The 26,055-nt window shown below is 42.1% G+C and carries 30 protein-coding genes; 22 read left to right on the top strand and 8 right to left on the bottom strand.

The genetic code is table 11. From position 1 onward, the window contains the following. The first annotated feature begins 19 nt into the window (after positions 1–19). Both ACY8DX_RS06790 and ACY8DX_RS06795 read left to right on the top strand, forming a co-directional pair. The gene (locus ACY8DX_RS06790; protein ID WP_462406442.1) at positions 20–832 is read left to right on the top strand and encodes a polysaccharide deacetylase family protein; all 813 of its coding nucleotides are present in this window, start codon (positions 20–22) and stop codon (positions 830–832) included. Positions 833–953: 121 nt separating this feature from the next. Beyond that, the gene (locus tag ACY8DX_RS06795) at positions 954–1,406 is read left to right on the top strand and encodes a VOC family protein (protein ID WP_462406443.1); all 453 of its coding nucleotides are present in this window, start codon (positions 954–956) and stop codon (positions 1,404–1,406) included. Positions 1,407–1,446: 40 nt separating this feature from the next. Here the strand turns inward: ACY8DX_RS06795 and ACY8DX_RS06800 are convergent, their stop codons facing one another. After that, positions 1,447–1,860 (bottom strand): DUF1885 family protein, encoded by a 414-nt coding sequence (locus tag ACY8DX_RS06800; protein ID WP_049671554.1) that lies wholly within the window; start codon positions 1,858–1,860, stop codon positions 1,447–1,449. A 229-nt stretch (positions 1,861–2,089) separates the two neighbouring features. On the opposite strand from ACY8DX_RS06800, the gene ACY8DX_RS06805 reads away from it, so the two are divergent. The 3 genes from ACY8DX_RS06805 to ACY8DX_RS06815 all read left to right on the top strand — a co-directional run bounded on the left by ACY8DX_RS06805 (position 2,090) and on the right by ACY8DX_RS06815 (position 3,712). Continuing rightward, positions 2,090–2,203: a GapA-binding peptide SR1P gene (locus ACY8DX_RS06805; RefSeq protein WP_082197143.1), complete on the top strand. Its 114-nt coding sequence runs from the start codon at positions 2,090–2,092 to the stop codon at positions 2,201–2,203. A gap of 246 nt (positions 2,204–2,449) precedes the next feature. Further along, positions 2,450–3,409, top strand: coding sequence for an NAD(P)H-dependent flavin oxidoreductase (locus tag ACY8DX_RS06810; protein WP_049671553.1), 960 nt, complete (start codon positions 2,450–2,452; stop codon positions 3,407–3,409). A 33-nt stretch (positions 3,410–3,442) separates the two neighbouring features. Further along, positions 3,443–3,712 (top strand): UPF0223 family protein, encoded by a 270-nt coding sequence (locus tag ACY8DX_RS06815; RefSeq protein ID WP_049671552.1) that lies wholly within the window; start codon positions 3,443–3,445, stop codon positions 3,710–3,712. An 89-nt stretch (positions 3,713–3,801) separates the two neighbouring features. Here ACY8DX_RS06815 and ACY8DX_RS06820 read toward each other — a convergent pair whose 3' ends face one another. After that, on the bottom strand, positions 3,802–4,422 hold the full coding sequence (locus tag ACY8DX_RS06820) for a YktB family protein (RefSeq protein ID WP_049671551.1): 621 nt from the start codon (positions 4,420–4,422) through the stop codon (positions 3,802–3,804). Positions 4,423–4,597: 175 nt separating this feature from the next. Between ACY8DX_RS06820 and ACY8DX_RS06825 the strand changes: the two genes are divergently transcribed. After that, positions 4,598–4,795, top strand: coding sequence for a hypothetical protein (locus ACY8DX_RS06825; protein WP_049671550.1), 198 nt, complete (start codon positions 4,598–4,600; stop codon positions 4,793–4,795). Positions 4,796–4,961: 166 nt separating this feature from the next. After that, positions 4,962–5,750, top strand: coding sequence for an inositol monophosphatase family protein (locus ACY8DX_RS06830; protein WP_049671549.1), 789 nt, complete (start codon positions 4,962–4,964; stop codon positions 5,748–5,750). Between the two features lie 133 nt (positions 5,751–5,883). Here the strand turns inward: ACY8DX_RS06830 and ACY8DX_RS06835 are convergent, their stop codons facing one another. Next, the gene (locus tag ACY8DX_RS06835; protein WP_439803422.1) at positions 5,884–6,060 is read right to left on the bottom strand and encodes a DUF5325 family protein; all 177 of its coding nucleotides are present in this window, start codon (positions 6,058–6,060) and stop codon (positions 5,884–5,886) included. 120 nt (positions 6,061–6,180) lie between these two features. Between ACY8DX_RS06835 and typA the strand changes: the two genes are divergently transcribed. From typA to ACY8DX_RS06850, 3 genes are read left to right on the top strand one after another with little or no spacing between them, the layout of a single operon-like run. After that, entirely contained in the window at positions 6,181–8,019 is a 1,839-nt protein-coding gene (gene typA, locus ACY8DX_RS06840) for a translational GTPase TypA (protein ID WP_049671548.1), read from the top strand. 35 nt (positions 8,020–8,054) lie between these two features. Next, a complete protein-coding gene (locus tag ACY8DX_RS06845) occupies positions 8,055–8,390 on the top strand; it encodes a YlaH-like family protein (protein WP_049671547.1) in 336 nt (111 codons plus the stop codon). After that, positions 8,390–8,680 (top strand): hypothetical protein, encoded by a 291-nt coding sequence (locus ACY8DX_RS06850; protein WP_439803421.1) that lies wholly within the window; start codon positions 8,390–8,392, stop codon positions 8,678–8,680. The genes ACY8DX_RS06845 and ACY8DX_RS06850 overlap by 1 nt, the downstream gene beginning before the upstream one ends. A 51-nt stretch (positions 8,681–8,731) precedes the next feature. Here the strand turns inward: ACY8DX_RS06850 and ACY8DX_RS06855 are convergent, their stop codons facing one another. Both ACY8DX_RS06855 and ACY8DX_RS06860 read right to left on the bottom strand, forming a co-directional pair. Beyond that, positions 8,732–8,932 carry a YlaI family protein gene (locus ACY8DX_RS06855; RefSeq protein ID WP_049672970.1) on the bottom strand — a complete coding sequence of 67 codons (201 nt, stop codon included), beginning with the start codon at positions 8,930–8,932 and terminating at the stop codon, positions 8,732–8,734. Next, on the bottom strand, positions 8,929–9,105 hold the full coding sequence (locus ACY8DX_RS06860; RefSeq protein WP_462406444.1) for a hypothetical protein: 177 nt from the start codon (positions 9,103–9,105) through the stop codon (positions 8,929–8,931). Before ACY8DX_RS06860 ends, ACY8DX_RS06855 begins: the two co-directional genes overlap by 4 nt. Positions 9,106–9,165: 60 nt before the next feature. Between ACY8DX_RS06860 and ACY8DX_RS06865 the strand changes: the two genes are divergently transcribed. After that, positions 9,166–10,494, top strand: a complete 1,329-nt coding sequence (locus tag ACY8DX_RS06865; RefSeq protein ID WP_439803420.1) for a PhoH family protein — start codon at positions 9,166–9,168, stop codon at positions 10,492–10,494. A 48-nt stretch (positions 10,495–10,542) separates the two neighbouring features. Here ACY8DX_RS06865 and ACY8DX_RS06870 read toward each other — a convergent pair whose 3' ends face one another. Further along, a complete protein-coding gene (locus ACY8DX_RS06870; RefSeq protein WP_049671544.1) occupies positions 10,543–11,049 on the bottom strand; it encodes a hypothetical protein in 507 nt (168 codons plus the stop codon). Positions 11,050–11,241: 192 nt separating this feature from the next. Between ACY8DX_RS06870 and ACY8DX_RS06875 the strand changes: the two genes are divergently transcribed. From ACY8DX_RS06875 to pyc, 3 genes are all read left to right on the top strand, one after another. Continuing rightward, positions 11,242–11,523 (top strand): Fpa/YlaN family protein, encoded by a 282-nt coding sequence (locus ACY8DX_RS06875; RefSeq protein ID WP_049671543.1) that lies wholly within the window; start codon positions 11,242–11,244, stop codon positions 11,521–11,523. 106 nt (positions 11,524–11,629) lie between these two features. Further along, positions 11,630–12,838: an FtsW/RodA/SpoVE family cell cycle protein gene (locus ACY8DX_RS06880; RefSeq protein WP_462406904.1), complete on the top strand. Its 1,209-nt coding sequence runs from the start codon at positions 11,630–11,632 to the stop codon at positions 12,836–12,838. Positions 12,839–12,920: 82 nt separating this feature from the next. After that, positions 12,921–16,382, top strand: a complete 3,462-nt coding sequence (gene pyc, locus ACY8DX_RS06885) for a pyruvate carboxylase (protein WP_462406445.1) — start codon at positions 12,921–12,923, stop codon at positions 16,380–16,382. Between the two features lie 301 nt (positions 16,383–16,683). Here pyc and ACY8DX_RS06890 read toward each other — a convergent pair whose 3' ends face one another. Further along, positions 16,684–17,658, bottom strand: a complete 975-nt coding sequence (locus ACY8DX_RS06890; protein WP_049671540.1) for a COX15/CtaA family protein — start codon at positions 17,656–17,658, stop codon at positions 16,684–16,686. A 543-nt stretch (positions 17,659–18,201) separates the two neighbouring features. Here ACY8DX_RS06890 and cyoE point away from each other — a divergent pair. The 8 genes from cyoE (at position 18,202) to ACY8DX_RS06930 (ending at position 25,456) form a co-directional block, all read left to right on the top strand. Next, a complete protein-coding gene (cyoE, locus tag ACY8DX_RS06895) occupies positions 18,202–19,164 on the top strand; it encodes a heme o synthase (protein WP_439803418.1) in 963 nt (320 codons plus the stop codon). Positions 19,165–19,254: 90 nt separating this feature from the next. After that, a complete protein-coding gene (coxB, locus tag ACY8DX_RS06900) occupies positions 19,255–20,325 on the top strand; it encodes a cytochrome c oxidase subunit II (RefSeq protein ID WP_049671539.1) in 1,071 nt (356 codons plus the stop codon). Between the two features lie 33 nt (positions 20,326–20,358). Beyond that, complete coding sequence (ctaD, locus tag ACY8DX_RS06905; RefSeq protein ID WP_049671538.1) at positions 20,359–22,239, top strand: cytochrome c oxidase subunit I; 1,881 nt, start codon at positions 20,359–20,361, stop codon at positions 22,237–22,239. Further along, positions 22,239–22,871: a cytochrome (ubi)quinol oxidase subunit III gene (locus ACY8DX_RS06910; protein ID WP_049671537.1), complete on the top strand. Its 633-nt coding sequence runs from the start codon at positions 22,239–22,241 to the stop codon at positions 22,869–22,871. Before ctaD ends, ACY8DX_RS06910 begins: the two co-directional genes overlap by 1 nt. 6 nt (positions 22,872–22,877) lie before the next feature. Then, positions 22,878–23,210 (top strand): cytochrome c oxidase subunit IVB, encoded by a 333-nt coding sequence (gene ctaF, locus ACY8DX_RS06915; protein WP_049671536.1) that lies wholly within the window; start codon positions 22,878–22,880, stop codon positions 23,208–23,210. Positions 23,211–23,420: 210 nt separating this feature from the next. Beyond that, complete coding sequence (ctaG, locus tag ACY8DX_RS06920; RefSeq protein WP_049671535.1) at positions 23,421–24,305, top strand: cytochrome c oxidase assembly factor CtaG; 885 nt, start codon at positions 23,421–23,423, stop codon at positions 24,303–24,305. 103 nt (positions 24,306–24,408) lie between these two features. Beyond that, positions 24,409–24,876, top strand: coding sequence for a DUF420 domain-containing protein (locus ACY8DX_RS06925; RefSeq protein WP_462406446.1), 468 nt, complete (start codon positions 24,409–24,411; stop codon positions 24,874–24,876). Between the two features lie 76 nt (positions 24,877–24,952). Continuing rightward, on the top strand, positions 24,953–25,456 hold the full coding sequence (locus ACY8DX_RS06930; RefSeq protein WP_049671533.1) for a hypothetical protein: 504 nt from the start codon (positions 24,953–24,955) through the stop codon (positions 25,454–25,456). A gap of 39 nt (positions 25,457–25,495) precedes the next feature. Here ACY8DX_RS06930 and ACY8DX_RS06935 read toward each other — a convergent pair whose 3' ends face one another. Next, positions 25,496–25,864 carry a YugN family protein gene (locus ACY8DX_RS06935; protein WP_049671532.1) on the bottom strand — a complete coding sequence of 123 codons (369 nt, stop codon included), beginning with the start codon at positions 25,862–25,864 and terminating at the stop codon, positions 25,496–25,498. Positions 25,865–26,055: the final 191 nt, after the last annotated feature.

Consider the following 26,055-nt stretch of genomic DNA (forward strand, 5'->3'; position numbering starts at 1 on the left):
AGAGAAAGGCTTGGTTTACGTGAAATATAGTTCCGCCATCTTAGCTGTATCCTTCCTGATTCTTTCTGGCTGCTCTGAAAAGGATCAAGCAGAGGATCATTCGCAGAAAAATGAAACAGCACCAATTCAAAATGAAGAAGAAACGAAAGAAAAAGTGAAGCCGGAGGAAAAGGAGGAGCAGGAAGTCGCCGTGCAGCAAATCAAACAGGATTATGAAGTGAATACGGCGAATTGGAAGATCGAGCCGGTGGGTGATGAAAATAAAAAGGTCGCGCTGCTCACGATTGATGACGCTCCTGATGAACATGCTTTAGAGATGGCCAAAACATTAAAGGAATTAAATGTATCGGCAGTCTTTTTTGTTAATGGGCATTTATTAGAGTCTGATGATAAGAAGGATATCCTTAAGCAAATTGCAGATATGGGCTTTGAAATTGGCAACCATACATATAGCCATGCCTCTTTGCCAGATTTAACCGAACAGGAGCAGGTAGAAGAAATTCGCCGGGTTAACAGTTTGGTTGAAGAAATAACTGGCTCAAAGCCTCGATTCTTCCGTGCGCCATTTGGTCAGAATACGGATTTTTCCAAGAATATAGTCGAAGAAGAACATATGCAATTAATGAACTGGACGATGGGCTATGATTGGGAGAAAGGGTATCAAACGAAAGATGCCCTTATAGATGTAACGCTGAATAGTGAATACTTATTTGATGGAGCAAATATTCTCATGCATGATCGGAAGTGGACGAGTGAGGCCCTTGCTGAAATCGTGCAAGGCTTGAAAGATAAAGGATATGAAGTTATCGATCCGAATAGAATAAAATCATGATCAACACTTTGACTGGGCAGCAGACCAAGAGTATGACGATCAGCGATGGACAATTCTCTGTTCTTGTTGGTATAATTTACCTAAAGGAAGTGATTGTCTTTAAGTGATTTGTAACTCTGATATGAGGAAAGGTGGTTTTAAGTTGATTAAGGCACTGACTCCCTATTTAGTCACAAATGGCAATGGTCAAGAGGTTTTATCATTTTATGAACAAGCATTAGGGGCGGAGATTCACAATCTCCAGACATTTGGCGATTTACCAGATAACCCTGAAAATCCAATGCCTGAGGCGAACAAGAAATTGGTCCTGAATGCATTGGTTAAGGCTGGTGAAGCTGAATTCATGCTGTCGGACAATCAGCCTGGTCATCCATTTCATTTAGGTAACCATATTACGTTAGCCATACAGTCAGATGATGCAGAGGAGACAAGACGGCTTTTTGATCGGTTGAAAGAAAGCGGAAAAATCATCATGCCCTTGCAGGAGACCCCTTGGAGCTCCTTGTATGGTCAATTGATTGATCAGTACGGCGTTTATTGGCAATTAAACACATTAAGTCATCATATGGATTAAATTAAAGAGGACCAGCCCTTTCACGGGCTGGTCCCCTTTATTATTTGTGAAAGTGCATGATTCTGCCGTTAAAGAGCTGAAGGTCCCCTTGCTTCTTTTTAGCCATATATTTGGCCAGTTCATTTGCTTTTCCTTTATCTGCGAATGTCGAGTTTCTCTCAAGGCTAATTTCGATATAAGGGGATAAATCACCCTTCATACCGGGTATTGGCTCTTCGCCAATCCCTATTCTAATCAGGTGATAGTCAGGATCTTTTGAAGAGAGATAGAGACATTCGCCACTGCCTTGATTTTCAGGGGTGAAGATGGAATAGGGAAAAGCTTTCTCTTCATAGGAATAGTCTAATTGCTTACCAGTTTTTTGGACGGATTGACGATAGTCATCAATCATTTTCTGTACTTCTTCAATTGAGATGGTTTGATTTTGCAGTCTGATATAGGATCGAAGTGACATATAAGCCTCCTTTATTTGAATGGTAATCCTTGTAAAATAGTTTACCATGAGAGTTAGAGGTTCAGAAGGGAATTCTTAACAAAAGGGTTATGGGTAAAAGGATATATTATTTTTAAATATTACATACAATTTAGGCTTGTTTTTTTAAATGTGTTATATTATTATGGTGTATATAGTAGTAAAGCGCTTTCTTTATAAAGCGATTAAATTAATTGAAGGAGTGAAATGAATGGGTACAATCGTATGTACAGGATGTAATACAACCATTGATCATTTTGAAGACGAGAAAGTGACTGTATTATACGCTAATTGCGCTGATTGCCATAATTGCCACGAAAAGTAATCATTTGTCGCTGGACCGGTTCATTTCTTGCTAAATAATCTTATTTAACGATGAATCTAGTTAGTTACCAATCTGACTAAGAAATCATCTATGTTAAGAGCTAAGGCAGCCGCTGCTTATTGCAGGCTGCCCTTTTTGTTTCGTCCTGAGTTCATAATGGATGAAAATGGATATGGAAAGTATTGTATAATAGGTGTGTACAAGAAGGATTTCAAGGGGATACAATCATTGCGGGGAGGGAATGGTATGTGGGAAACGAGATTAACGGATTTACTCGGAATTAAACTGCCAATCATTCAGGGGGGACTTGCCTATTTGGCCTATTCTGATTTAGCGGCAGCTGTATCAAATGCTGGCGGGCTAGGTCAAATTACGGCCTTATCATTAGGCAGTCCAGAGGAGCTGGCTGAGGAGATTGATAAAGTACGGATATTGACAGATAAGCCGGTTGGGGTTAACTTTGCGATTGGGACACATGGAAGGCATTATGAAAGGTTTGTTCAAATTGCTGTAGATAAAGGTATTGAAGCCATGTCCGTAACTGGCGGTAATCCAGCTGCCTTTCTAAATATGCTAAAAGGGACTTCCGTGAAGAAGCTTGTTTTGACGGCTGGAGTCAGACAAGCTGTCAAAGCAGAGGAGCTTGGGGCAGATGCCGTAATGGTCGTTGGAAATGAGGGCGGGGGACATCTTGGAAGAGATGAGCTGAGCACGATGGTTCTTGTACCTAAAGTGGTGGATGCCGTTTCGATTCCAGTTGTTGCTTCAGGAGGTATCGCAGATGGAAGGGGAATGATGGCTGCTCTAGCACTTGGAGCGGAAGGGATTGAAATGGGTACCCGTTTTATTGCAGTGAAGGAATGTGTCCACGCTCATCCTGCCTATAAAGAAGCGATTATCCACGGGACAGAGAAGGACACTGTCGTGATCAAGAAAACCCTTGGAACTCCTGGCAGAGCTATTTCCAATGCACACACGGCCTCCATTCTTTCAATGGAGAGTAAAAGCTGTACATATGAAGATCTGAAGGATTATATTAGTGGGGAGACGAATAAGAAATTTATTTATGAAGGGAACCATGAGGCAGGCTTTGGCTGGGCTGGACAGGCGATTGGGCTTATATCTGATGAGCCGACCGTCGAGGAGTTGTTTGACCAAATGCTGAGCCAAGCCAAGGTAATCCGAACCCGATGGCAATACAGCTGACAAACGAAGAATATGACAGAAGAGGTGTATAGCATGGATTATCAATATCCAATCGATTATACGTGGAAAACAGATGAAATCGTTAAGGTAATTTCATACTTTCAAGGAATTGAAAAAGCCTATGAGAAAGGCATTCCACGTGAAGAGTTAATGATGCTTTATAAGGATTTTAAGCAGATTGTTCCTTCCATAGCGGAGGAGAAGAAAGTGTGCGGCGAGTTTGAGGAAGTGAGCGGTTACTCAAGCTATCGAGCTATGCAGAAAGCCAAGAAAAGCCAGGATGGAGAGCTTGTCAGAATGTAAATGGCGCCTTCTTTCAAAAGAAGCACACAAATGAAAATATAAACATGGAGGGACTGTTTTTCTAAACAGTCCCTCCATGTTTTTTGAGTTTATTCGACATTATAGAGGGGTAATAAATGTACAAACACATCACGGATCATCTCAATTAATTCATCCCCGGGAATCTTAACAGCCTCGTCACGAGATAGCTGGAAACCGCATAGAAGCTCCGCCTTCTTCACAGTAGCCAATCTCTCAAACATCTTGTTTAAATCTTCTGTGGATAAAGTATCATGATGAATGACATCGGGTTTCATATGATCGATTGACCAGACGTAATTTGCCGGGATGGATTCTTGGATTTCTTGTGTTCTTGATAAAAAGTGCTGTCCTATCGGTTCTTTCCCTTTTGCCTCATAAATGACAGCATACCAAATAAATAAATGGGTTTCCCATAGTCCTATTTGGAAGTGAGGAACCATTTTGTAGCCGCGCGGATTGGAAGAAAAGGCAATCCACGTATCATTAGGCGGGTTGATGGTGCGTCTGGCATGCTTAGCAATGTGAGGATACATGGGCTCTTTTGTTAATACTGAAAGCTCTTCCGTAAATACATCGCTTAACAGTTCGAACTTAGGGCGGATGATTGTTTTAATCGCATCCATCCGTGCATCTAAACCATCTATTTGAAATACATTAAAATCATCATTCGTAAAGCCTTTGAATGTCATAAGTTTCCCTCCTATTCTCGTTTATTTTACCATAAGAATACTATGGAGAAATAGGATAAAGCTTGGGTAACTGGGCATCTGTGCATTTTGGTTGCAAATGTATTGAGGAAGACATACTATATACAAATTACAATTAAATAACTGAATTTTCAAATATATTAAGGAGTGGATTTCTATGAAACAAGCAGTCAATCATGTTTTAAAAGCGACGGAAGTAGAAAGACATCGGAAAGCGGTCCTTAGAATGGAAATGGACTATGAGCTTGCCACCTTATTTGAGGCAATGGAGCAGCAAAATGAAAAGCAAAAGACGAAATCAAAGCAAAAACTTGAAAGAATACGAAGAGAATTGATGCGCTTAAAAGCGATTTGATTGATACGTACAAAGGCAATTTTGATGCGAAAAGCAAGCGGAAAAGACGGATTTCATGTTCATCTTTCATGGTCTGTCTTTTCTTGTTTATTTTGCCTGACGGGATTAAACTGTAAATTATATACATAATAAGGTCTGAAGGACTTTTGGATTTGAGGTGGGAGAAATGGCAGGTATGAAAGAAATACATGCACAAGCCGTTCAATGGATGAAAGAAGCCGGTCAGAGAATTATCCATTCCTTTGAAACGAGCCTGAATATAGAAACGAAATCAAACATGAATGATTTAGTCACGAATATGGACAAGGATGTTGAACAGTTCTTCTTGAAGCGAATTGCTGAGCGCTTCCCTGAGCATAAGGTGCTTGGGGAAGAGGGGGCTGGCCATGATCTAAAGGAGCTGGAGGGCATAGTGTGGATTATCGACCCGATTGACGGGACAATGAATTTTGTGCACCAGCAAAGAAACTTTGCTATCTCTATTGGAATTGTAGAGAATGGCATTGGAAGGATCGGTCTGATTTATGATGTGGTTCATGATGAATTGTATCACTGCATTAAAGGAGAAGGGGCCTACTTGAACGAAAAGAAAATAGCCCCTATGCAGGAGGCGAAGCTTGAAGAATCCATTGTTGGGCTGAACGCCATATGGCTGACAGATAATAAGAAAATCGATAAGAATATCACTGCTAAGCTTGTTAGAGACGTGCGGGGGACAAGGTCATACGGATCAGCAGCTTTAGAGCTGATTTATGTGGCTACTGGGAGGATGAACGCCTATATTTCCATGCGTCTCGCCCCATGGGATTTTGCCGGGGGAACGATTATCATTGAAGAGCTCGGCGGTATAGTGACGGATCTTCATGGAAGCCCTATTGATTATTTGAATAAGAGCTCGCTGATAGCGACTACTCCACAGCTTCACAAAGTTATCATGGAGCATTATTTAACGTGAATAAGCATGGAAAACGCCGGCAGGAATAGGCTTGCCGGCGTTAATTGGAGCATCCGGTTTAATAGCGGATGCTTTTTTGTTGCAAAAATAGATAAAATGTGGGAGAATTGCCTAATTATTGTATCGTACGGCTTTATAATTTTTCTCTCCAGCGTTTCTTTAGGGTGAATCCGCTGCCCATAATTGCGATGAATGCAGCTAAGCTGATCATGCTAAAAACGGCACTTCCCTCGGAAATGGAGATGGCAATGCCCGAAAGGCTGGCAACAGCCAATAGGGATAAAGCTAAGAAAACAATTTTAATATTCAAAAGTATCACACTCCAATCTTAATCATCATTGTACACAAAATGTTGGCGGTTTTCTACTTTCAGTATGGTATAATGGGAAGGTTGGTTACAATATGCATAAAAACTGGGAGTTGAAATAGGTTGCAATACAGAAATGATATTAAGAATATAGCGATTATTGCTCACGTTGACCATGGTAAAACTACATTGGTGGATCAGCTGTTAAAACAAGCTGGTACATTCCGTTCAAATGAGCAGGTCGCTGAACGTGCAATGGATTCAAATGATCTTGAAAGAGAACGCGGTATTACCATCCTGGCTAAAAATACGGCGGTTAACTATAAAGATACACGTATCAATATTTTGGATACACCTGGACATGCTGACTTTGGCGGCGAAGTAGAACGGATCATGAAAATGGTTGACGGCGTACTTTTAATCGTCGATGCGTATGAAGGCTGTATGCCGCAAACACGCTTCGTTTTGAAAAAAGCGCTTGAGCAAAAATTGACACCAATCGTTGTCGTCAATAAAATCGACCGTGATTTTGCAAGACCGGAGGAAGTAGTCGATGAGGTTATTGATTTATTCATCGAGCTTGACGCGACAGAAGACCAATTGGAATTCCCTGTCATCTATGCTTCAGGTATTAACGGAACGGCATCATTAAGCCCGGATCCAGCTGATCAGGAAGAGAATATGGAATGCTTGTTTGAATCAATCGTTCAAAACATTCCATCTCCTGTTGACAACCGTGAAGAGCCACTACAATTCCAAGTAGCCCTTCTTGATTACAGCGACTACTTAGGAAGAATTGGAATCGGACGTGTTTTCCGCGGAACCATGAAAGTTGGTCAGCAAGTCTCCTTGATGAAACTTGATGGTACAGCGAAAAACTTCCGTGTAACAAAAATCTTTGGATTCCAAGGATTAAAACGTGTGGAAATTGATGAGGCATTCCCTGGTGATTTAGTTGCTGTCAGCGGAATGGAGGACATCAATGTCGGTGAGACCGTCTGTCCTGTTGATGCTCAAGATCCGCTGCCAGTGCTTCGTATTGATGAGCCTACCCTTCAAATGACATTTGTCGTCAATAACAGCCCATTTGCAGGCCGTGAAGGGAAATGGGTAACATCCCGTAAAATCGAAGAACGCTTAATGGCACAGCTTCAAACGGATGTATCATTGAGAGTTGATCCAACAGATTCTCCAGATGCGTGGATCGTATCCGGACGTGGTGAGCTTCACTTATCAATCTTGATTGAGAATATGCGCCGTGAGGGATATGAGCTTCAAGTTTCAAAACCTGAAGTTATTATCCGTGAAGTTGATGGCGTAAGATGTGAGCCTGTTGAGCGTGTTCAAGTGGATATCCCTGAAGAGTATACAGGTGCCATTATGGAATCTCTCGGGGAAAGAAAAGGCGAAATGCTTGATATGATCAATAACGGAAGCGGACAAGTTCGCCTTGTGTTTAATGTTCCATCCCGTGGATTGATTGGATATACAACTGAATTCCTTACATTGACACGCGGATATGGAATCTTGAACCATACATTCGATTCTTATCAGCCAATGCAAGCTGGTCAAGTAGGCGGAAGAAGACAAGGGGTGCTTGTTTCCATGGAGACAGGAAAAGCAACCCAATATGGTATCATCCAAGTAGAGGACCGCGGCGTAATCTTTGTTGAGCCGGGTACGGAAATCTATGAGGGAATGATTGTCGGAGAACATAACCGTGAGAATGATTTGACTGTAAACATTGTTCGTGCGAAACAACAAACTAACGTACGTTCAGCAACCAAGGATAACACGGTGACAATGAAGAAACCAAGAATCATGTCACTTGAAGAAGCGCTTGAATATTTGAACGATGATGAATACTGCGAGGTTACTCCAGAATCCATCCGTCTGCGTAAGAAAATCCTTGAGAAAAATGAACGTGAAAAGGCAGCTAAGAAGAAGAAACTCGCTGAATAATCATTACCTTTTGGGGAGAGGGAGTGCTATTTAGAGTGGATATTACAAGTAATTTGCCGTTCTTTGCCGAGTTATACAGGGTAGGTGACCCAGCGTATACGAAGATTGGAATGTGGGCGTTATACTTGACCATTGTTCTACTTAGCGGCTTAGTTTTTAAGCTTGGCTTTGCGAGAAAGCTATCATGGGGGAAAACAATCGTTGTCTATGGGATCATGGCTTTTTCTTGTTCTTTCCTTACCTTCCTTGCTTTGTTTCTGCCGGTTACAGAAGTATTGGCAGTGGCGGCAGTATTCCTAGCGCTTTATAAATACCGCCTTCATAAAGAAATGAGACGGGAGATTGAGGAAGAAGGAAGGGATGCTGGCTGATGAATGTTCTAATGGATGCGGTCTATAATTGGCTTACCATTCGAATCGTTTATGATGTCAGGCCTGATGATACGGCAGCACGTGACACCGTTCAAATGTTCGAGAAGAACTTAGAGGAGGATCACGGGATTGACCGTTATGCCTATGAGAAAAAGGACGGCTGGTATACAGTCGTCTTCACAAAGGATGGAAAGGAAGATCAGTTCCGCTACCGTGAGGAGATGGTTGAGGTCATGCTTAAGCAGATTCTTAAACATCCGGAACGCTATGAACAATTTCCTTCCGAATAAAAAAAGAGAAATGGATCATCCATTTCTCTTTTTTTATTCACATTTCGCCTTTTACCAATTATCCTCGTTTTTTGCGGCACGATACAGGCGGAATTTCCCGGTTTCCTTCCTATCGTTCGTACGCTCTGTTATACGTTCACTGCATTCGTTGCACATATATGTATGAATGGGACGATTGCGAAGCCTTTTGGCCATCAATGTTTCGTCCTCGATGGATTCGATTTTATCGCAAATCACACATTTCACTCTCATGTTAACACCCCAATCCATTTCTCTTCCACCAGTATATCATTTTTGCAGAAGCTTGTAGAGAGGACGGACGTTTTTTGGGTGATGACCTGGCTCGGAATTTTGTCTTTTTTGTCATAGCCGTCTTTTTTTGAATGAAAGCTCATATATTTGAGCATGAAGATTGTCCCGGACATAAATTGTTATTGAAATAAAAAACATGGCTGGATAATTTACTGGGGACAGGAGGATATGGTTTGAGCAAAATCTATGTTCTGGATACGAATGTGCTGCTGCAAGATCCAATGTCAATTTATTCATTCTCTGATAATGAGGTGGTTATTCCGGCAGTTGTGTTAGAGGAATTGGATTCAAAGAAGCGAAATCTAGACGAAGTAGGAAAGAATGCACGCTATGTGTCAAGATTGATTGACCAGCTTCGAACGACCGGGAAATTGCATGAGAAAATCCCTTTGCATAATGGCGGGAAGCTGAAGATAGAACTGAATCATCGCTCGATCCAAAATGTTCAGGATTATTTCCTTGAGAAATCAAATGATAACCGTATATTGGCGGTTGCGAAAAATCTTTCTCTGGAAGAAGAGACCAAAGCAGATGGAAAAGCCGTTATACTCGTTTCAAAGGATATATTAATGAGAGTGAAGGCAGATGTTATCGGCTTGATTGCGGAGGATTTCTTAAGTGACCGTGTTGTAACGGTTAATCAGCAGTATGCAGGCTTCAAAGAGGCTTATGTAAAACGGGAGGCAATCAATCAATTCTACTCTAAAGGGGAAATCCCTCTTGAGGATGCATTGATTGGTGAAACGGTATACCCAAATCAGTTTATCATCATGAAAAACCATGAGGTTCCCTCTTTGTCAGCCATTGGGATTGTACGAGACGGAGATAGAATAGTGAAGTCGAGATACAACCATGAGCAAATATGGGGAGTAAAACCACGCAATGCTCAACAGCATATGGCTTTTGAATTGCTTCTGAGAAAGGATATCCAGCTTGTAACAATGACTGGTAAGGCAGGTACAGGAAAGACCCTGTTAGCACTAGCTGCAGCTCTTTTGCAAACCGAAGATCTAGGGGAGTACAATAAGCTTCTTGTATCAAGGCCAATCGTGCCAATGGGAAAGGATCTTGGGTTTCTGCCCGGAGAAAAGGAAGAGAAGCTGAGACCGTGGATGCAGCCTATCTATGATAATCTCGAGTACTTGTTCAATACAAAGAAACCAGGAGAACTAGATTCCATTCTAGCTGGTATCCATTCCATCGAAGTAGAGGCGCTGACTTATATACGAGGCAGGAGTCTGCCGGACAGCTTCATCGTCATGGATGAGGCTCAGAACCTGACGAAGCATGAGGTTAAAACCATCATGACGAGGGTAGGGGAGCGCAGCAAGATTATTCTTCTTGGCGACCCTGCACAAATCGACCACCCCTATTTAGATGAAGGGAATAATGGATTGACCTATGTTCTTGAGAAGTTTAAAGGGGAGCCGATTGCAGGGCATGTCAACCTGGTAAAGGGAGAACGTTCTGAACTGGCCCAGCTGGCTGCAGATCTGCTGTAAGGTGATATTAATAATAGGGAGCACCTTTTAATTGGTGCTCCCTATCCTTTAGATAACCGTAATGCTTATTATATTCTTAATGGGCTCATTTCGATTAGAGCCATCCCCTTTGTAGAGGTAAAGGGGTCCTCCCTCTTCATGTGAGAGCGGTTTGCCATTTGAGGAGAAGCCGGCGATAAAAGCCAAGGCTTCTTCTAAAGGATACTCCAGCTCTTCTGTGCGGGTATGTATGATGACCTTGGCAGCATCAGGCATAGGTTCAGTGTTCAAAATAAACGGCTTGAAAGCGATGACAAAATTTCCTTCAAGAAGCTCCTGCTTTTTCGTCTTTCGGGCAGGTTTTTCGCTTGGAGGAGGTGAGGAGCCCTCAATGATTTCCTTGTCCCATTGGGAAGAGACGGATTTCAAATAGCTCTCATGCTCGCTGTCATCCTTTGAATGCTCTTCAGGATGCCAGTCCTCTATATTGAATTTTCGCTCATCGAATATCCAAACACCTGCATCAATATAAATCGGGTATTTCACATTACCTTTAATCTGTATGACTTCTGCCATCCCACTCACTCCTTTACCTATTAATCTTATAATTCCTGCAAATTCTTGTACAGTAATACGCGTCTATCTTACATTCTTGTTTTTTTACATAAAAGAGCAATTGTCTGCCTCACTGTCCTTGCATTTTTGGGGTTTTAAGGGTAAAATTTTATAATAGATTGGTTCATTGGGCCATAATGGGGGGATTGTACATTGACATCTGATATCCTTGTCAATCATCAAGAAAAGGCCTACGCATTACTCAAGGCCGATGCTGATAAAATATTTAAACTTATTAAGGTTCAAATGGATAACTTGACTATGCCTCAATGTCCTTTGTATGAAGAGGTTTTGGATACACAAATGTTTGGCTTGTCCAGAGAAATTGACTTTGCTGTTAGATTAGGGTTAATAGAGGAACAAGACGGCAAAGGCTTGCTAGAGTTTCTGGAGAAGGAATTATCCGCTCTTCATGATGCTTCCATGAGAAAATAAGTAGAGTCGAAACTCAAACGATACAGTATTTGTTTGAGTTTTTTGTTTTATAAATATGTATGACACACCAAAATTCACTATGCGAATTAGAGCAAGGATGATTATGATGTTAAAACGAATAGTAAGATCGTATGATTATACGCTTATTGCTGTCATTCTCGTTTTGAGCATTTTTGGGCTTGTTATGGTATACAGCTCAAGTATGGTGACAGCTGTAGCTAGATGGGACTTGCCGAGCGATTTTTTCTATATGAAGCAAATTCGGCATTTAGTCATCGGCTTAATTCTCTTTACGATTATGGCAATCATTCCTTATCCGCTGTATAAATCAAATAAAGTATTGGTGCCTCTTGTGTTCGGCTCCATTGTTGGACTGTTTGCCTTGCAGTTCTTCGGTCATACAGCCGGGAATGCAGAAAGCTGGTTTAAGCTAGGGGCACTTGGGAGCCTGCAGCCATCTGAGTTTGTTAAGCTTGGCGTGATTATTTACCTGTCTGCTGTCTATTCCAAAAAGCAGAAATACATAAACGTATTTAATAAAGGAGTCATTCCTCCGCTGGTTTATTTATTGATCGTCTGCGGGCTGATTGTTCTGCAGCCGGATATTGGGACGGCGATGATTATCTTTATGGTCGCTTGTACGATTATCATTTGTTCAGGAATGAATTGGAAGAGCTTTGCAAAGCTTCTTTCTATCCTTCTGGGAACGATTCTGATCGCGATACCAGTCATCATCTTGAATAAAGATAAGATCTTCACAGAGAAGCGTTTAGAAAGGTTCACGGGTTTCCTTGATCCTTTCTCTACGGAGAAATATGAAGGATACCAGTTGGTCAATTCATATGTGGCTATCGGTAACGGCGGTCTGACTGGCGTCGGCTTCGGACAAAGCACCCAGAAATACGGGTATTTGCCTGAGCCGCACACAGACTTTATTATGGCTGTTATTTCTGAAGAGCTTGGCTTGATTGGTGTGGCATTTGTCATTATCTGCCTTGCGACAATTGTGCTGAAGGGGATCCGTACAGCCATTAAGAGCGACGATCCTTTCGGAAGTATGCTGGCAGCAGGAATTTCCAGTATGATTGGCATTCAGTCTATGATTAACTTAGGGGGAATCACTGGTTTAATCCCGATTACAGGTGTTACTCTTCCGTTTATTAGTTATGGGGGCTCATCGCTTATTCAGTTATTCCTATCAGTTGGAATATTGGTAAATGTATCTATGAAGACGAGGTATGATGCTTTTTATAAGAAAGGACAAGCCGCCCCGGAACAAATGGATGATAAGCGGATGATAAGTAGTAAATTGTGAGCAGGGACAAGTGTCCTGCTCATTTTTTATGTCTTTTTTACAGAAAACAGCAAAGAATAGCTGCTAGAGGAGTGGTAACTTGATGAAGAAGACAGAGGATTTAAAAAAGAAAAAAATAAAAAAGGTTCTTGTAGCAAATCGCGGAGAGATTGCTATTCGTGTGTTCAGGGCCTGCAATGAGCTGGGTATCCGGACTGTTGGAATCTATTCGAAGGAGGATTACATTTCTTATCACCGCTATAAAGCAGATGAAGCTTATTTGGTCGGTGCTGGTAAGAAGCCGATTGATGCCTATCTTGATATCGAGGGTATTCTTGAAATTGCGAAAATGAGCGGTGCGGATGCCATCCATCCGGGATATGGGTTCTTGTCAGAAAATATTGAGTTTGCCAAGCGCTGTCATGAGGAAGGTTTCATTTTCATCGGTCCTGGGATAAAGCATCTGGATATGTTTGGCGACAAGGTGAAGGCGAAGGAACAGGCGAAGCTTGCTGGTATTCCAATTATTCCAGGTAGTGACGGCCCTGTATCCGGGTTGGATGACGTCATCCGTTTCGGGAAGGAAAATGGCTTCCCGATAATCATTAAAGCTGCTCTTGGCGGCGGCGGACGAGGGATGAGAATTGTCCGGCAGGAGAGTGAAATTGAAGAAGGCTATCAGCGTGCTAAATCTGAAGCAAAGGCTTCGTTTGGAAGTGATGAAGTCTATGTGGAACGATTCATCGAGAATCCTAAGCATATCGAGGTCCAGATTCTTGGGGATCAATATGGAGATATCGTTCATTTATTTGAGCGTGACTGCTCCGTACAGCGCCGCCATCAAAAAGTCGTTGAAGTAGCACCGAGCGTTTCCTTATCCACAGACTTGCGGGAGAGAATTTGCCGTGCGGCTGTTCAATTAATGGAGAATGTCCAGTATGTTAATGCTGGCACGGTTGAATTCCTCGTTTCTGGAGATGAGTTTTATTTCATTGAGGTCAATCCTCGCGTTCAGGTAGAGCACACAATTACGGAAATGATTACAGGAGTGGATATTGTCCAGTCGCAAATCATGATAGCCGAGGGACATCGATTGCATGACAAGTATATGCATATCCCTGCTCAAGAGAATCTAAAAATAAATGGGTATGCCATTCAAGCAAGGGTAACAACCGAGGACCCACTGAATCATTTCATGCCGGACACAGGGCGCATTAAAGCATACCGTTCAGGAGGCGGCTTCGGTGTTCGCCTTGATGCAGGCAATGCTTATCAAGGGTCAGTCATTACTCCTTATTATGATTCCTTGCTTGTAAAGGTTTCTACCCATGCGTCTGAATTTAAACAGGCTAGTGCGAAAATGCTCCGCAATCTTCGTGAATTCCGGATTCGCGGCATAAAAACGAATATCCCGTTTCTTGAGAATGTTATAGGACATGAGAAATTTTTAAAGGGCGAATATGACACATCCTTTATCGATATGACACCTGAGCTCTTTGTCTTCCCAGAACAAAAGGACCGGGGAACAAAGATGTTGAACTACTTAGCCAATGTTACTGTGAACGGCTTCCCAGGAATCGGTAAAAAGGAAAAGCCGCATTTTGATCCGGTCAAAATCCCTGCTCTCCCAAAGGGGGTTAGCCATGAATCAGGAACAAAGCAATTGCTTGATTCAAGAGGACCTGAAGGATTAGCGGCATGGGTAAAGGAACAAAAGAAGGTCCTTATTACGGATACGACATTCAGGGATGCACACCAATCCTTGCTGGCAACACGTGTACGGACACAGGATATGCTGCGCATCGCTGAGCCGACAGCCAAGCTCCTGCCGAATTTGTTCTCGATGGAACTGTGGGGTGGAGCAACATTTGATGTAGCTTATCGATTCTTGAAGGAGGACCCGTGGGAGCGGTTATTAAAGCTGAGACAGGAAATGCCGAATCTGTTATTCCAAATGCTGCTTCGTTCTTCCAATGCGGTTGGCTATAGCAATTATCCAGATAATTGCATTAAAGAGTTCGTTACGAAATCGGCCTATGCTGGTGTAGACGTTTTCCGTATTTTTGATAGTTTGAACTGGGTGAAGGGGATGGAGAAGACCATTGAGTCAGTCCGTGATGTGAATCGAGTGGCAGAGGCTGCGATTTGCTATACAGGAGACATCTTAGACCCAACAAGAACAAAGTATGACTTGAATTATTATAAGGAGCTGGCAAAGGAGCTGGAAGCACAAGGGGCCCATATTCTTGCTATTAAGGATATGGCTGGACTGCTGAAGCCTGAAGCGGCGTACCGATTAGTGTCTGAGCTGAAAGAGGCTGTTGAACTGCCTATTCATCTTCATACACATGATACGAGCGGAAATGGAATCTTCCAGTATACAAGGGCTATTGATGTAGGAGTAGATATCGTCGATACCGCGCTTGGCTCCATGGCTGGATTAACCTCTCAGCCTGGATTGAATACGCTGTATTATGCACTGGAAGGGAACCCAAGGCAGCCACAGACAGATATTGCGGCAGTGGAGCAATTATCTCAATACTGGGAAGGCGTTAGAAGCTATTATCAGGACTTTGAGAGCGGCATGAAGTCCCCGCATACAGAAGTGTATCAGCATGAGATGCCGGGAGGACAATACTCGAATCTGCAGCAGCAGGCGAAGGGTGTAGGGCTATCCGACCGATGGGATGAAGTAAAAGAAATGTATGCCCGCGTAAACATCTTGTTTGGAGATTTGGTAAAAGTAACGCCTTCCTCAAAGGTTGTAGGTGACATGGCCCTATTCATGGTGCAAAATCACCTCTCAGAGCAGGATGTACTGAAACATGGTGATTCACTTGACTTCCCTGATTCAGTCATCGAATTATTCAGCGGTCAGCTTGGCCAGCCGTATGGTGGGTTCCCTGAGGAACTTCAAAGGGTAATCCTAAAAGGGCAAGAGCCGATAACGGTCCGCCCTGGAGAGCTTTTAGAGGATGTAAATTTCGAGCAATTAAAAGATGAGCTTGATGCTAAATTGACTCATCCTGCTACACAGTTCGATGTGCTTGCCTATGCGCTTTATCCAAAGGTCTTTCTGGATTACGAAACAGCGAGAAAGACGTATGGGGACCTTTCTGTTTTGGATACGCCGTCCTTCCATTATGGCATGAGAGTAGGCGAGGAGATTGAGGTTGAGATTGAAAGAGGAAAGACACTGATCATTAAATTAATCTCTATCGGCGAACCACTTGCTGATGGAACGAGAACCGTGTATTTTGAGTTGAATGGACAGGCTAGGGAAGTGTCGATTAAGGACGAAAGCGTTAAGTCAACGGCCGTTACCAAAAGGAAAAGTGACCCTTCCATCCCGGGACAGCTTGGGGCTACGATGCCAGGAACTGTCGTGAAGGTAAATGTACAAAAGGGAGACCATGTAAAAAAAGGCGATCATTTAATGATCACTGAAGCGATGAAAATGGAAACTACTGTACAAGCCCCATTTGACGGAGTTATCAAAATGATTAACGTAGTGAGCGGTGAAGCAGTAGAAACCGGAGATCTATTGCTTGAAATGGAAAAATAAATCATGAATAAAGCTGTACATCTGTGTTAGTAGCAGGTGTACAGCTTTTTTTTGTGGTGTTGTTAACGATGAATGTTGAGATATGAGAATACCGTCGAATGTGGTGGAAGGCGGTTGACGCCTTGCTTAGATTAGCGGACAGGGAGACCCTGCAGATGTGAACAAGCACTCAAGGAGGCTCCCCGAGTGCCCCTAGGTGCGCAGCCGTCTGCAACGAAAATCAACACCTTGAATTAACAGAGCCTTTTGTTTAGATGGTAACTCACTATTAAGCATCGATAGGAATCGGATGTATGATCCGTCATAAGGCCGTATAGGTTTTATCTGAATGCTCCTTGTTCGGATTGCTCCGGTCTGCAGCAGAAAGTCTCTGACTATTCTTCCGGTTTCTTGACACGAGTAAAAGAAAGTAAGAAAAGAGACCGAAAAGACATGAGATGAATAATGCATGCATTAAGGCTATATAAAGGTTTGAACGGGTATAGATAATAAAGGCGCCGGCAATCACTTGTAAAGAAACAAGTATGAGGGCAATGTTCCAGCCGTGAAACATGACCTTGATATGTCTATGATGACGCCAGATAACAAATGCCAGATAAACAATCCAAATAAACAAGAGGCCGGCAGCCAGGCGATGCCCCATTTGAATCCATTGGTACATATTATAGTTAAACCCGACTGCATTATTAAAGCAAAATGGCCAATCTGGGCAGACAAGACTTGCCTCCGTATGGCGAACGAGAGCACCCGTGTAGATGACTAGGTAAGAATAGATGGTTATGGCAATGAAATGAAAAGAAAGCCGTCTTGGGATAATCAGTTGATCTGCTTCGAATTTTTTGTCAACCTCAAAGATCAGCAGGGTGAGAAGCAGCACGGCAGCAAAAGAAATTAACGAAATTCCAAAATGAAGGGCCATGACAAAGTCTGATTGGCTCCAGATGACTGCTGCAGCACCGATTAATGCCTGAATAATGAGAAATGAAATAGACAGTACAGCTAGAAATTTTGTTTCTCTGATACGGCCGATTGCCTTCCATGACCAAAGGGCTAAGCCTGCAACCATGAATGTGCCGACACCGGAGAATACCCGATGAGCCAGCTCGATGACCAGCTCAGGTGTGATGTTTTCGGGAATCAGCTGTCCGTGGCACAGTGGCCATGAACGCCCGCAGCCCATACCGGAGTCGGTTTTCGTGACAAGTGCTCCCCCGAGGAGGATGCAAAGCATGACAAAGGTCGTCATAACAGAGAACCATTTTAACTTTGTATGCATGTTGATAATACACCTGCTTTATAGATAGTAGAGTAAAGGTCAAAATGAAAGGATGCATGCTTATGTAATATGATAAAAATACCAATCTTGGATAATCATTACTTACATATCATAATGAATATTTCTGGGAATTACAAAGGAAATATTCGATTTTGCTCTATTCCCTTGTTATTTGTGACAATAGATTTACAGGATATTGAATGAATATATTTCACGATAGGAAAGGGAAAAGGAGTTAGAACAGGTTTAAAGGGGGTTAATAGTTGAAAGTTCCGGTATAGTTTGTTAGAAATAAGGGAGAGTTTGCTTTTTCATATATTTGACAAATTGTCACAATATAATCATTTACAGGTTAATTTTGCCGCTATATAATGACAAGGGCACGCATATTACAAAATTTAGACAAATTTCATTCACATATTAGGCAATTTCTATGTTTAAATATATATAGGTAAAATATTGGAAAACGCATGCTTGGCGGTTTGGCCGAAATGGAATTTTCATAGATATGTTGGAATTTATTATTGATTGGGGGGATCATCCGTGGAATCGAAAGCAGCTGCACACACCTCATTTGAAAACCAAGAAGGCCTGAAAACGGAGAAGGAAACGGGGAACACTCTTTTGAAGGACTTTTTGGTATTAATTAAGATTGGAATTGTCAATTCCAATGTTATAACTGCATTTACAGGTATTTGGCTGGGATTATATTTCACTGATCAGCATTTTTTTGCTAATTTGGATATTGTTTTGCTTGGAGTTGTCGGCATCGCGCTTATTATCGGCGGGTCAGGATGCTTGAACAATTATATTGACCGGGATATTGACCTTTATATGGAGCGGACGAAGAAACGTCCAACGGTAACTGGCAAAGTTAATCCGTTAAAGGTTCTTTATACAGGGCTGGCTATGGTACTAATTGGTACGCTCATGCTATTTGCCGCATCACCGACAGCAGCATTGCTTGGATTGTTTGGAGTTTTTGCTTACGTAGTGATGTACACAATCTGGACGAAGAGAAAAATTGTATCGAATACGGTTGTCGGAAGCATATCAGGAGCAATGCCTCCGTTAATTGGCTGGGCAGTCGTCGATCCATCACTTCATCCAGTAGCCTGGGGGCTGTTTTTGCTGATGTTTGTCTGGCAGCCGCCGCATTTTTATGCACTGGCAATGAAACGGACGGAGGAATATCGGGCTGCAGGCATCCCAATGCTTCCAGTTGTGAAAGGATTCCATACAACGAAGGTCCATATGCTCGTTTGGGTGGTGTTATTGCTGCCAATTCCTGTTTTATTGGCGCCTATCGGCATGCCGATTGTCGTACTGGTTACTTTGTTGAACATCGGCTGGCTTCTATTAAGTATCAAGGGGTTGTCCTTTAAGAAGAAATTCACGAAGGAAGAAGATTTGAAGTGGGCTAGCAAGATGTTCATTTATTCCTTGAATTATTTAACGATATCATTCGTTACAATGGTTATCATTTCATTGATTAACCTTTTTTGAACAACGGGGGTTCTTTCTTTAAGAAATTCATTATATAAATGGTCCTTTGGAAAGAAGAAATTTTTCACGAAAGAGGGGTAGATCATTGCTATGAAAAAATGGCGAATTGCTTCCTTAATTGCAGTGTTCACGCTAATCTTATCAGGATGCGGGCAACCGTATTTGTCAGCGCTGAACCCTGCAGGCGAGGTAGCGAAGAAGCAATATGACTTAATGCTTTTAAGTACATCCATCATGGTTTTAGTCATCATAGTTGTCGTAATTTTGTTTGTTCTCGCACTTTTAAAGTTTCGTCGCAAGAAAGGGGACAACTCTATTCCGAAGCAGATTGAAGGCAATCATAAGCTGGAGATCCTTTGGACAGTCATCCCAATCGTATTATTGATCATATTGGCTGTTCCGACTATTTACTATACGTTTTATTTCTCAGACGTATCAGCAAAGGACGGAAAGGACGCCGATGGGAATCCTACTGCAGTACAAATTAATGTAAGGGCCAGTTTATATTGGTGGGAGTTTGAATACCCAAATGACGGCTTCATCACAGGGCAGGAGCTTGTCGTGCCGACTGATGAAAAGGTTTACTTTAATCTAAAGGCATCTGATGTTAAGCACTCCTTCTGGATTCCTTCAGCAGGCGGAAAGCTTGATACGAACACAGATAATGTGAACGAATTCTGGCTTGAGTTTAATGAGGGGAAAAGTGAAGAGGCTGGAAGGACGTTCTATGGAAAATGTGCTGAACTATGCGGACCTTCGCATGCTTTGATGGACTTCAAGGTAAAAGCATTGCCAAGGGATGAGTATGATGCATGGGTTGCGGAAATGAAAGAAACAAAGCAATCTGAAGTGGAATTGACAGATGCCACAGCAAAAGAGGGACAGGAGATTTTCAACAAGAGCTGTATTGGCTGCCATGCCATTGACTCCAACGACCAAAGGCCGGAACAGGCCAGACTTGCCCCTAGCTTAGCTAACTTTGCTGATCGTGCACTCGTTGCAGGATATCTCGAGAATAATGAGGAAAACGTAAAGAAATGGTTAGAGGATCCTGAGTCAGTTAAAGAAGGTAACAGAATGACAGATACATACGGAAAACTGACCGATGAGCAGATTAACGCGCTAACAAAATACTTGGGAACCTTATCCGTTGAAGATTAAGAGATTCTAAGGTTGCAAAGGGGAGGTTTATCAGTGAGTACTCTTACTCAGAAAAAAGGGGTTCTTGGGACGATTTGGGATTACCTGACAACGGTTGACCATAAAAAAATCGCCAAGTTATATTTAATCGCCGGAGGATTTTTCTTCCTCATAGGCGGTCTTGAAGCAATGTTTATCAGGATTCAGCTTGCAAAGCCTGAGAATGATTTTATCAGCGGCGGAACATTTAATGAAATTATTACGATGCATGGAACAACCATGATCTTCCTTGCTGCCATGCCGCTGTTATTGGGCTTTATGAATGCCATCATGCCGCTCCAAATCGGGGCGCGTGACGTCGCATTTCCATTCTTGAATTCCTTGGGCTTTTGGCTGTTCTTCTTCGGCGGGATTTTCTTGAATCTCAGCTGGTTTATGGGAGGAGCGCCGGATGCGGGCTGGACGTCTTATGCGTCCTTATCTCTTGAATCGGAGGGCCATGGGATTGATTTCTATGTACTTGGTCTTCAAATATCAGGTATGGGAACGTTAATCGGGGGTATTAACTTCTTAGTGACCATTATCAATATGCGTGCCCCTGGAATGACATTTATGCGCATGCCGTTGTTCACTTGGACGACTTTCGTGGCATCAGCGCTTATTCTTTTCGCGTTTCCTCCGTTAACGGTAGGGTTAACATTGATGATGTTTGACCGCATGTTCGGTTCGAACTTCTTCGTCACTGCTATGGGCGGTAACACGATTATCTGGGAGCATTTATTCTGGATATTTGGACACCCGGAAGTATATATTCTTATATTGCCGGCTTTCGGAATCTTCTCAGAAATTATTCCGACGTTCTCTCGGAAAAGATTGTTTGGTTATTCATCCATGGTATTCGCGACGATTTTGATTGGTTTCCTTGGCTTCATGGTTTGGGCCCACCATATGTTCACAGTAGGTCTTGGACCAGTAGCTAATGCAATCTTTGCGGTTGCCACAATGGCTATCGCTGTACCGACCGGTATTAAAATCTTTAACTGGCTGTTTACGATGTGGGGCGGTCAGATTACGTTCACGACTCCAATGCTTTATGCAGTGGCCTTCATACCTTCCTTTGTAATGGGCGGTGTAACGGGAATCATGAATGCGGCAGCACCTGCAGATTACCAATATCATGACAGTTATTTCGTCGTTGCTCACTTCCATTATGTTATCGTTGGGGGAGTTGTGCTGGCGCTGCTTGCAGGTACACATTTCTATTGGCCGAAAATGTTTGGAACGATGTTGAATGAATTCTGGGGAAAAGTAACCTTCTGGCTATTCTTAATTGGTTTCCATCTGACATTCTTTATCCAGCATTTCCTCGGACTGCTTGGTATGCCGAGACGTGTGTTCACTTATCTGAATGATCAAGGCTGGGATAATGCCAACCTGATATCTACGATAGGGGCATTCTTAATGGCTGTAGCGGTCATTATCCTATTGATTAATATTGTCATGACTTCAATCAAAAATGTTAGAGTCGGTAACGACCCATGGCACGATGGTCGTACATTGGAATGGGCTATTCCATCACCGCCGCCTGAACATAACTTTGACAGGACACCACTTGTAAGAGGTTATGATACATGGTGGATTGAGAAGATGGAAGGACGAAAAACATTGACACCGGCTGAACCGCTTGGAGATATCCATATGCCTAGCGGGTCTATTCTGCCAATCTTTATCTCACTTGGTTTATTCATTGCCGCATTTGGTGCGTTGTACAATGCGACAGATAAAGAGTGGACTGTACCGGTTATGATTATTGGTTTACTGATTACCTTTATAGCCATGCTGGTTCGTGCGATCAAGGATGATCCTGGCTATCATATTCATAAAGAAGACCTAATCGCTTCCGAGCATAATGACAATAAGGGGGTTGATCTATAATGGCAGTGCAGCAAAAATTCACTCCTGAAACATGGCCATCCCACCCGGAGCGATTCACTGAAGAAGGTAAGCATAAGTTTCTCGGGTTCTGGCTGTTTATTGCAGCTGAAACGGTCCTTTTTGCATCCTTGTTTGCGACCTATCTTGCTTTGAAGGACAGTGTACCGGCTAATAAAGAAATGGCACTTGCCTCTGATATTTATGGATTGGAGCTTGCTTTTATTGCAACCATGCTCCTTTTGACAAGTTCCTTGACCAGTGTGTATGCCATGTACCATATGAAGAATTTCGACTTTAAGCAAATGCAGTTCTGGTTATTTGTGACCGTCGTGCTTGGATTGGCCTTCCTTGGTCTTGAAATTTATGAGTTCAATCATTATGTTCATGAGTTCAATCATACATTTACGAGCTCTGCATTTGGCTCTGCCTTCTATACATTAGTTGGCTTCCACGGAGCCCACGTAACGTTTGGTCTCTTATGGATTATTACATTAATGCTGAGACACTCGAAGCGCGGCCTTAATTTAAATAATGCACCTAAATTCTATATAGCAAGTCTTTATTGGCATTTCATCGACGTTGTTTGGGTGTTCATTTTCACGGTTGTTTACTTAATGGGAATGGTGGGGTGATAGTAGATGGAAAATCATACAAATACTCATCTTAGTAAAGAAGCCCTGAAATATAGACGCAAAAAACATGCGGAAGATATGAAGCAGCAGGTCATTACCTTCGTGATGATGATCCTGCTGACAGTGATTGCCTTCTTTGCGGTTGGATATGACGGTTATTCTAAATGGTTTGTAAAGCCGTTCATCCTTCTCTTGGCAATCATACAAGTCATCTTTCAGTTGTATTACTTCATGCATATGAGTCAAAAGGGGCATGGAACGATTGCTACTTTCCTTTATACAGGTTTAATAATCGGTCTTTCTGCTGTTGTTGCTTTTGTTCTCATTGTATGGATCTAAAGAATGGGGAATCGGCTTAACGCTATCGTTAGGCCGATTTTTTTAGAAGGCTCTGTTAAACCATTGATTTGTATTACGGTACTCCTTTTGCGCTTCCTTGAGATTAGCTTAATCGATGCGTACCGTTTAACAGAGTCTTTTAAAATAGGAATCTGTCATTTCTGCCGCGAGCATAATTAATCATGATGTCAGAAAGAGGTGGGATTTGAAATGGATATACGAATATTTGGATTTGAGGCTTTGTGGAGCCCGTATCTGTTAGTCAGTACATTGGTGATCATCCTTGCGTATTTTTATGTGACATACATCAAATCAAGGGAGAGTTTCAAGAAAAAGGAAGGTTTTTATTTTACTAGTGCAATGATCCTTTTTTATATCATTAAAGGGTCTCCGGTTGATTTGCTTGGCCATTTATCATTCTCGGTCCATATGGTGCAAATGGCTTTCTTGTTCTTGGTTATTCCGCCGATTCTTCTTCTTGGGATTCCAGAATGGATCTACAGGAAGTTTGTCTTTAAGAAATGGTTTATTGCGATTTCCAATCCATTGTTTACGCTGATTTTCTTTAATGGAATCTTCTCCTTTTACCATGTTCCATCTATTTTTGACGTGGTTAAGGTTGATATGGTGCTGCATACCTTATTTACTGGGATATTATTTCTGTCCTCCTTATTCATGTGGTGGCATCTCGTTAATAAGGTAGAGGGCAGCGTCCGTCTGTCAGGCTTGAAGAAAATAGGCTATATCTTTGCCAATGGCATCTTAATTACACCGGCATGTGCCTTGATTATTTTTTCGAAGGTACCCATGTATGATACGTACGCAGACCCTGCTGTATGGGCAGAGGCATTGAAGCTTTGTGTGCCGGCTGGAACGCTGTCAGGCTTGAATTTAAGCGGTCCTGAAATGTTCATTTCTATGCCTGTATTAGAGGATCAGCAAACAGGCGGAGTAATCATGAAAATCATTCAGGAGATTGTTTATGGGATTATCCTGGCTACAACTTTCTTCACCTGGTTCAGAGAGGATACGAAAAAGAGCAATGATGCAACAGAGCAATATTTAGAGGCTAACCCTCATGTCAGACATTTGTAAGTTGTTTCAATATGATGAACATTTTTAATGTTCATTGAGAAATAGGTGAATATATTTTAAACTTAAGTAGTTAATAGAAATGCTAGAAACGAGGTTCAAGATTATGAGCAGTTCCATTCCTGTTTTGCCGACGATCAGCACTGCCTGTATTGTTATCAGCGCCATCTTAGTTGGCTTTGGTGTTTGGCAGATTAAAAAGAAAAATCGAGAAACACATGAAAAATTTATGTTTTGGGCTGCGGTCTTTGCAGTTGTGTTTTTTGTCATCTATGCAAGCAGAACAATCTTCATTGGAAACACAGCGTTTGGCGGACCAGACTCCCTGAAGATTTATTATACGATTTTCTTGATTATGCATATCACGTTTGCGACCATCGGAGCCGTGCTCGGCATTATGTCTTTGTATTACGGCTATAAGAAAAATTTCGTTAAGCATAGAACAATTGGACCGATAGCGAGTGCCATTTGGATACCAAATGCATTTGCAGGCGTGGCTGTATACTTGCTGCTCTATGTCATCTACAGCGGCGGGGAAACAACGAGCGTGTTCAAAGCCATTCTTGGGTTATAAATTTAGCATATGAAAAAAGGGCTGTCTCATAGTAATTAGAGACGGCCCTTTTTATTGAATATGCGGAGGTGTGACCATGAATGATCAGAGAACGGAGCATTTGGTGTTTATTCCATGCTCAATAGCAATGGCAAGGTCACTTTTGTTGCATGCAGAGGCTTTAAGGAAGAATGCTCCTGTCTATATTCCAGATTGTTTTCCTACCAGTCAGGCAAAGGCAACGCTGCCTTATGTAATTGAAGGACTTGAGCAGGAACGGGAACCATTGTCCTGGCTGTGGTTCGTGATAGATGTTGAGAAAAAAAGCCTAATAGGCGAGTTGATCCTTGGGAAGAAAAAGTCTGATGATACAACCGTTCAATTTACCTTTACCTTTGATACATTTGACCATGAAATCGCTTTTGGAGAGGAATGCGTCGATTGGCTGCTCTCTTTTTTGGCGAATAAGAAAATCATTTATGTAATCACTGAAATGAGGGAGGGGGCCTGTACGGCGCAATCGATGCTGGAGCAGAAGGGGTTTCATTGCTTTAATAAAAGTGGTTATATGCAGTTTATTAGAAAAATAAATGAAAAATAGCCTCCGGATACTAAGAACTATCCAAAGGCCTGCAGTCATTTATTCGAATACTTCAACGAATACATTGAGCTCAGCTTTAACAGCAGCCAAGGTTGTTTCGCATTGTTTCTGGAGTGATTCAGGGAAATACTCATTCTCACCATATTCGACACCATGAGGGTAATAATGTTTCCCAAGTACAGGCGTCAATAATTGAATAGTCGCACGGTGGGCGCCTACATCTCCTTCTACGGCATAGCCGAATACACGGAGATAATATGTACCATCCTTGATTTCGAACTTTTTATCATAGGATACACGTTCATAATCCCATTGTTCAGCACGAACAAGTCCATTTTCAAGCATCACCTCATCAAGACGATTGAGGTCAACTTGGTATTTTTCTAAACCGGTATTTTCAAATTTCATTTCTCCATTCCTCCTATCCTGTAAACGAGCCAAAAGATAAACAAGTTTTGGAAATTCTCATTTTTAATAATAGTATGAATTTGGCATAACTGCAAACAATTGTTTATATTTCTCTCTGTTTCGTCAGAAATAATATTCTTCCTTGTGTGTTTTTTTCTTTTTCATGACTGTTTAGCCATTCTTGCTTTAAC

The organism is Gracilibacillus sp. Marseille-QA3620 (genome assembly GCF_054950035.1).

Bases quoted from the DNA above. Each gene is read 5' to 3' on its own strand.
- ACY8DX_RS06795 (WP_462406443.1), top strand. From the start codon at position 954: ATGAGGAAAGGTGGTTTTAAGTTGATTAAGGCACTGACTCCCTATTTA.
- ACY8DX_RS06800 (WP_049671554.1), bottom strand. From the start codon at position 1,860: ATGTCACTTCGATCCTATATCAGACTGCAAAATCAAACCATCTCAATT.
- ACY8DX_RS06805 (WP_082197143.1), top strand. From the start codon at position 2,090: ATGGGTACAATCGTATGTACAGGATGTAATACAACCATTGATCATTTT.
- ACY8DX_RS06810 (WP_049671553.1), top strand. From the start codon at position 2,450: ATGTGGGAAACGAGATTAACGGATTTACTCGGAATTAAACTGCCAATC.
- ACY8DX_RS06815 (WP_049671552.1), top strand. From the start codon at position 3,443: ATGGATTATCAATATCCAATCGATTATACGTGGAAAACAGATGAAATC.
- ACY8DX_RS06820 (WP_049671551.1), bottom strand. From the start codon at position 4,422: ATGACATTCAAAGGCTTTACGAATGATGATTTTAATGTATTTCAAATA.
- ACY8DX_RS06825 (WP_049671550.1), top strand. From the start codon at position 4,598: ATGAAACAAGCAGTCAATCATGTTTTAAAAGCGACGGAAGTAGAAAGA.
- ACY8DX_RS06830 (WP_049671549.1), top strand. From the start codon at position 4,962: ATGGCAGGTATGAAAGAAATACATGCACAAGCCGTTCAATGGATGAAA.
- ACY8DX_RS06850 (WP_439803421.1), top strand. From the start codon at position 8,390: ATGAATGTTCTAATGGATGCGGTCTATAATTGGCTTACCATTCGAATC.
- ACY8DX_RS06855 (WP_049672970.1), bottom strand. From the start codon at position 8,932: ATGAGAGTGAAATGTGTGATTTGCGATAAAATCGAATCCATCGAGGAC.
- ACY8DX_RS06860 (WP_462406444.1), bottom strand. From the start codon at position 9,105: ATGTCCGGGACAATCTTCATGCTCAAATATATGAGCTTTCATTCAAAA.
- ACY8DX_RS06870 (WP_049671544.1), bottom strand. From the start codon at position 11,049: ATGGCAGAAGTCATACAGATTAAAGGTAATGTGAAATACCCGATTTAT.
- ACY8DX_RS06880 (WP_462406904.1), top strand. From the start codon at position 11,630: ATGTTAAAACGAATAGTAAGATCGTATGATTATACGCTTATTGCTGTC.
- pyc (WP_462406445.1), top strand. From the start codon at position 12,921: ATGAAGAAGACAGAGGATTTAAAAAAGAAAAAAATAAAAAAGGTTCTT.
- ACY8DX_RS06890 (WP_049671540.1), bottom strand. From the start codon at position 17,658: ATGCATACAAAGTTAAAATGGTTCTCTGTTATGACGACCTTTGTCATG.
- coxB (WP_049671539.1), top strand. From the start codon at position 19,255: ATGAAAAAATGGCGAATTGCTTCCTTAATTGCAGTGTTCACGCTAATC.
- ACY8DX_RS06910 (WP_049671537.1), top strand. From the start codon at position 22,239: ATGGCAGTGCAGCAAAAATTCACTCCTGAAACATGGCCATCCCACCCG.
- ctaF (WP_049671536.1), top strand. From the start codon at position 22,878: ATGGAAAATCATACAAATACTCATCTTAGTAAAGAAGCCCTGAAATAT.
- ctaG (WP_049671535.1), top strand. From the start codon at position 23,421: ATGGATATACGAATATTTGGATTTGAGGCTTTGTGGAGCCCGTATCTG.
- ACY8DX_RS06925 (WP_462406446.1), top strand. From the start codon at position 24,409: ATGAGCAGTTCCATTCCTGTTTTGCCGACGATCAGCACTGCCTGTATT.
- ACY8DX_RS06930 (WP_049671533.1), top strand. From the start codon at position 24,953: ATGAATGATCAGAGAACGGAGCATTTGGTGTTTATTCCATGCTCAATA.
- ACY8DX_RS06935 (WP_049671532.1), bottom strand. From the start codon at position 25,864: ATGAAATTTGAAAATACCGGTTTAGAAAAATACCAAGTTGACCTCAAT.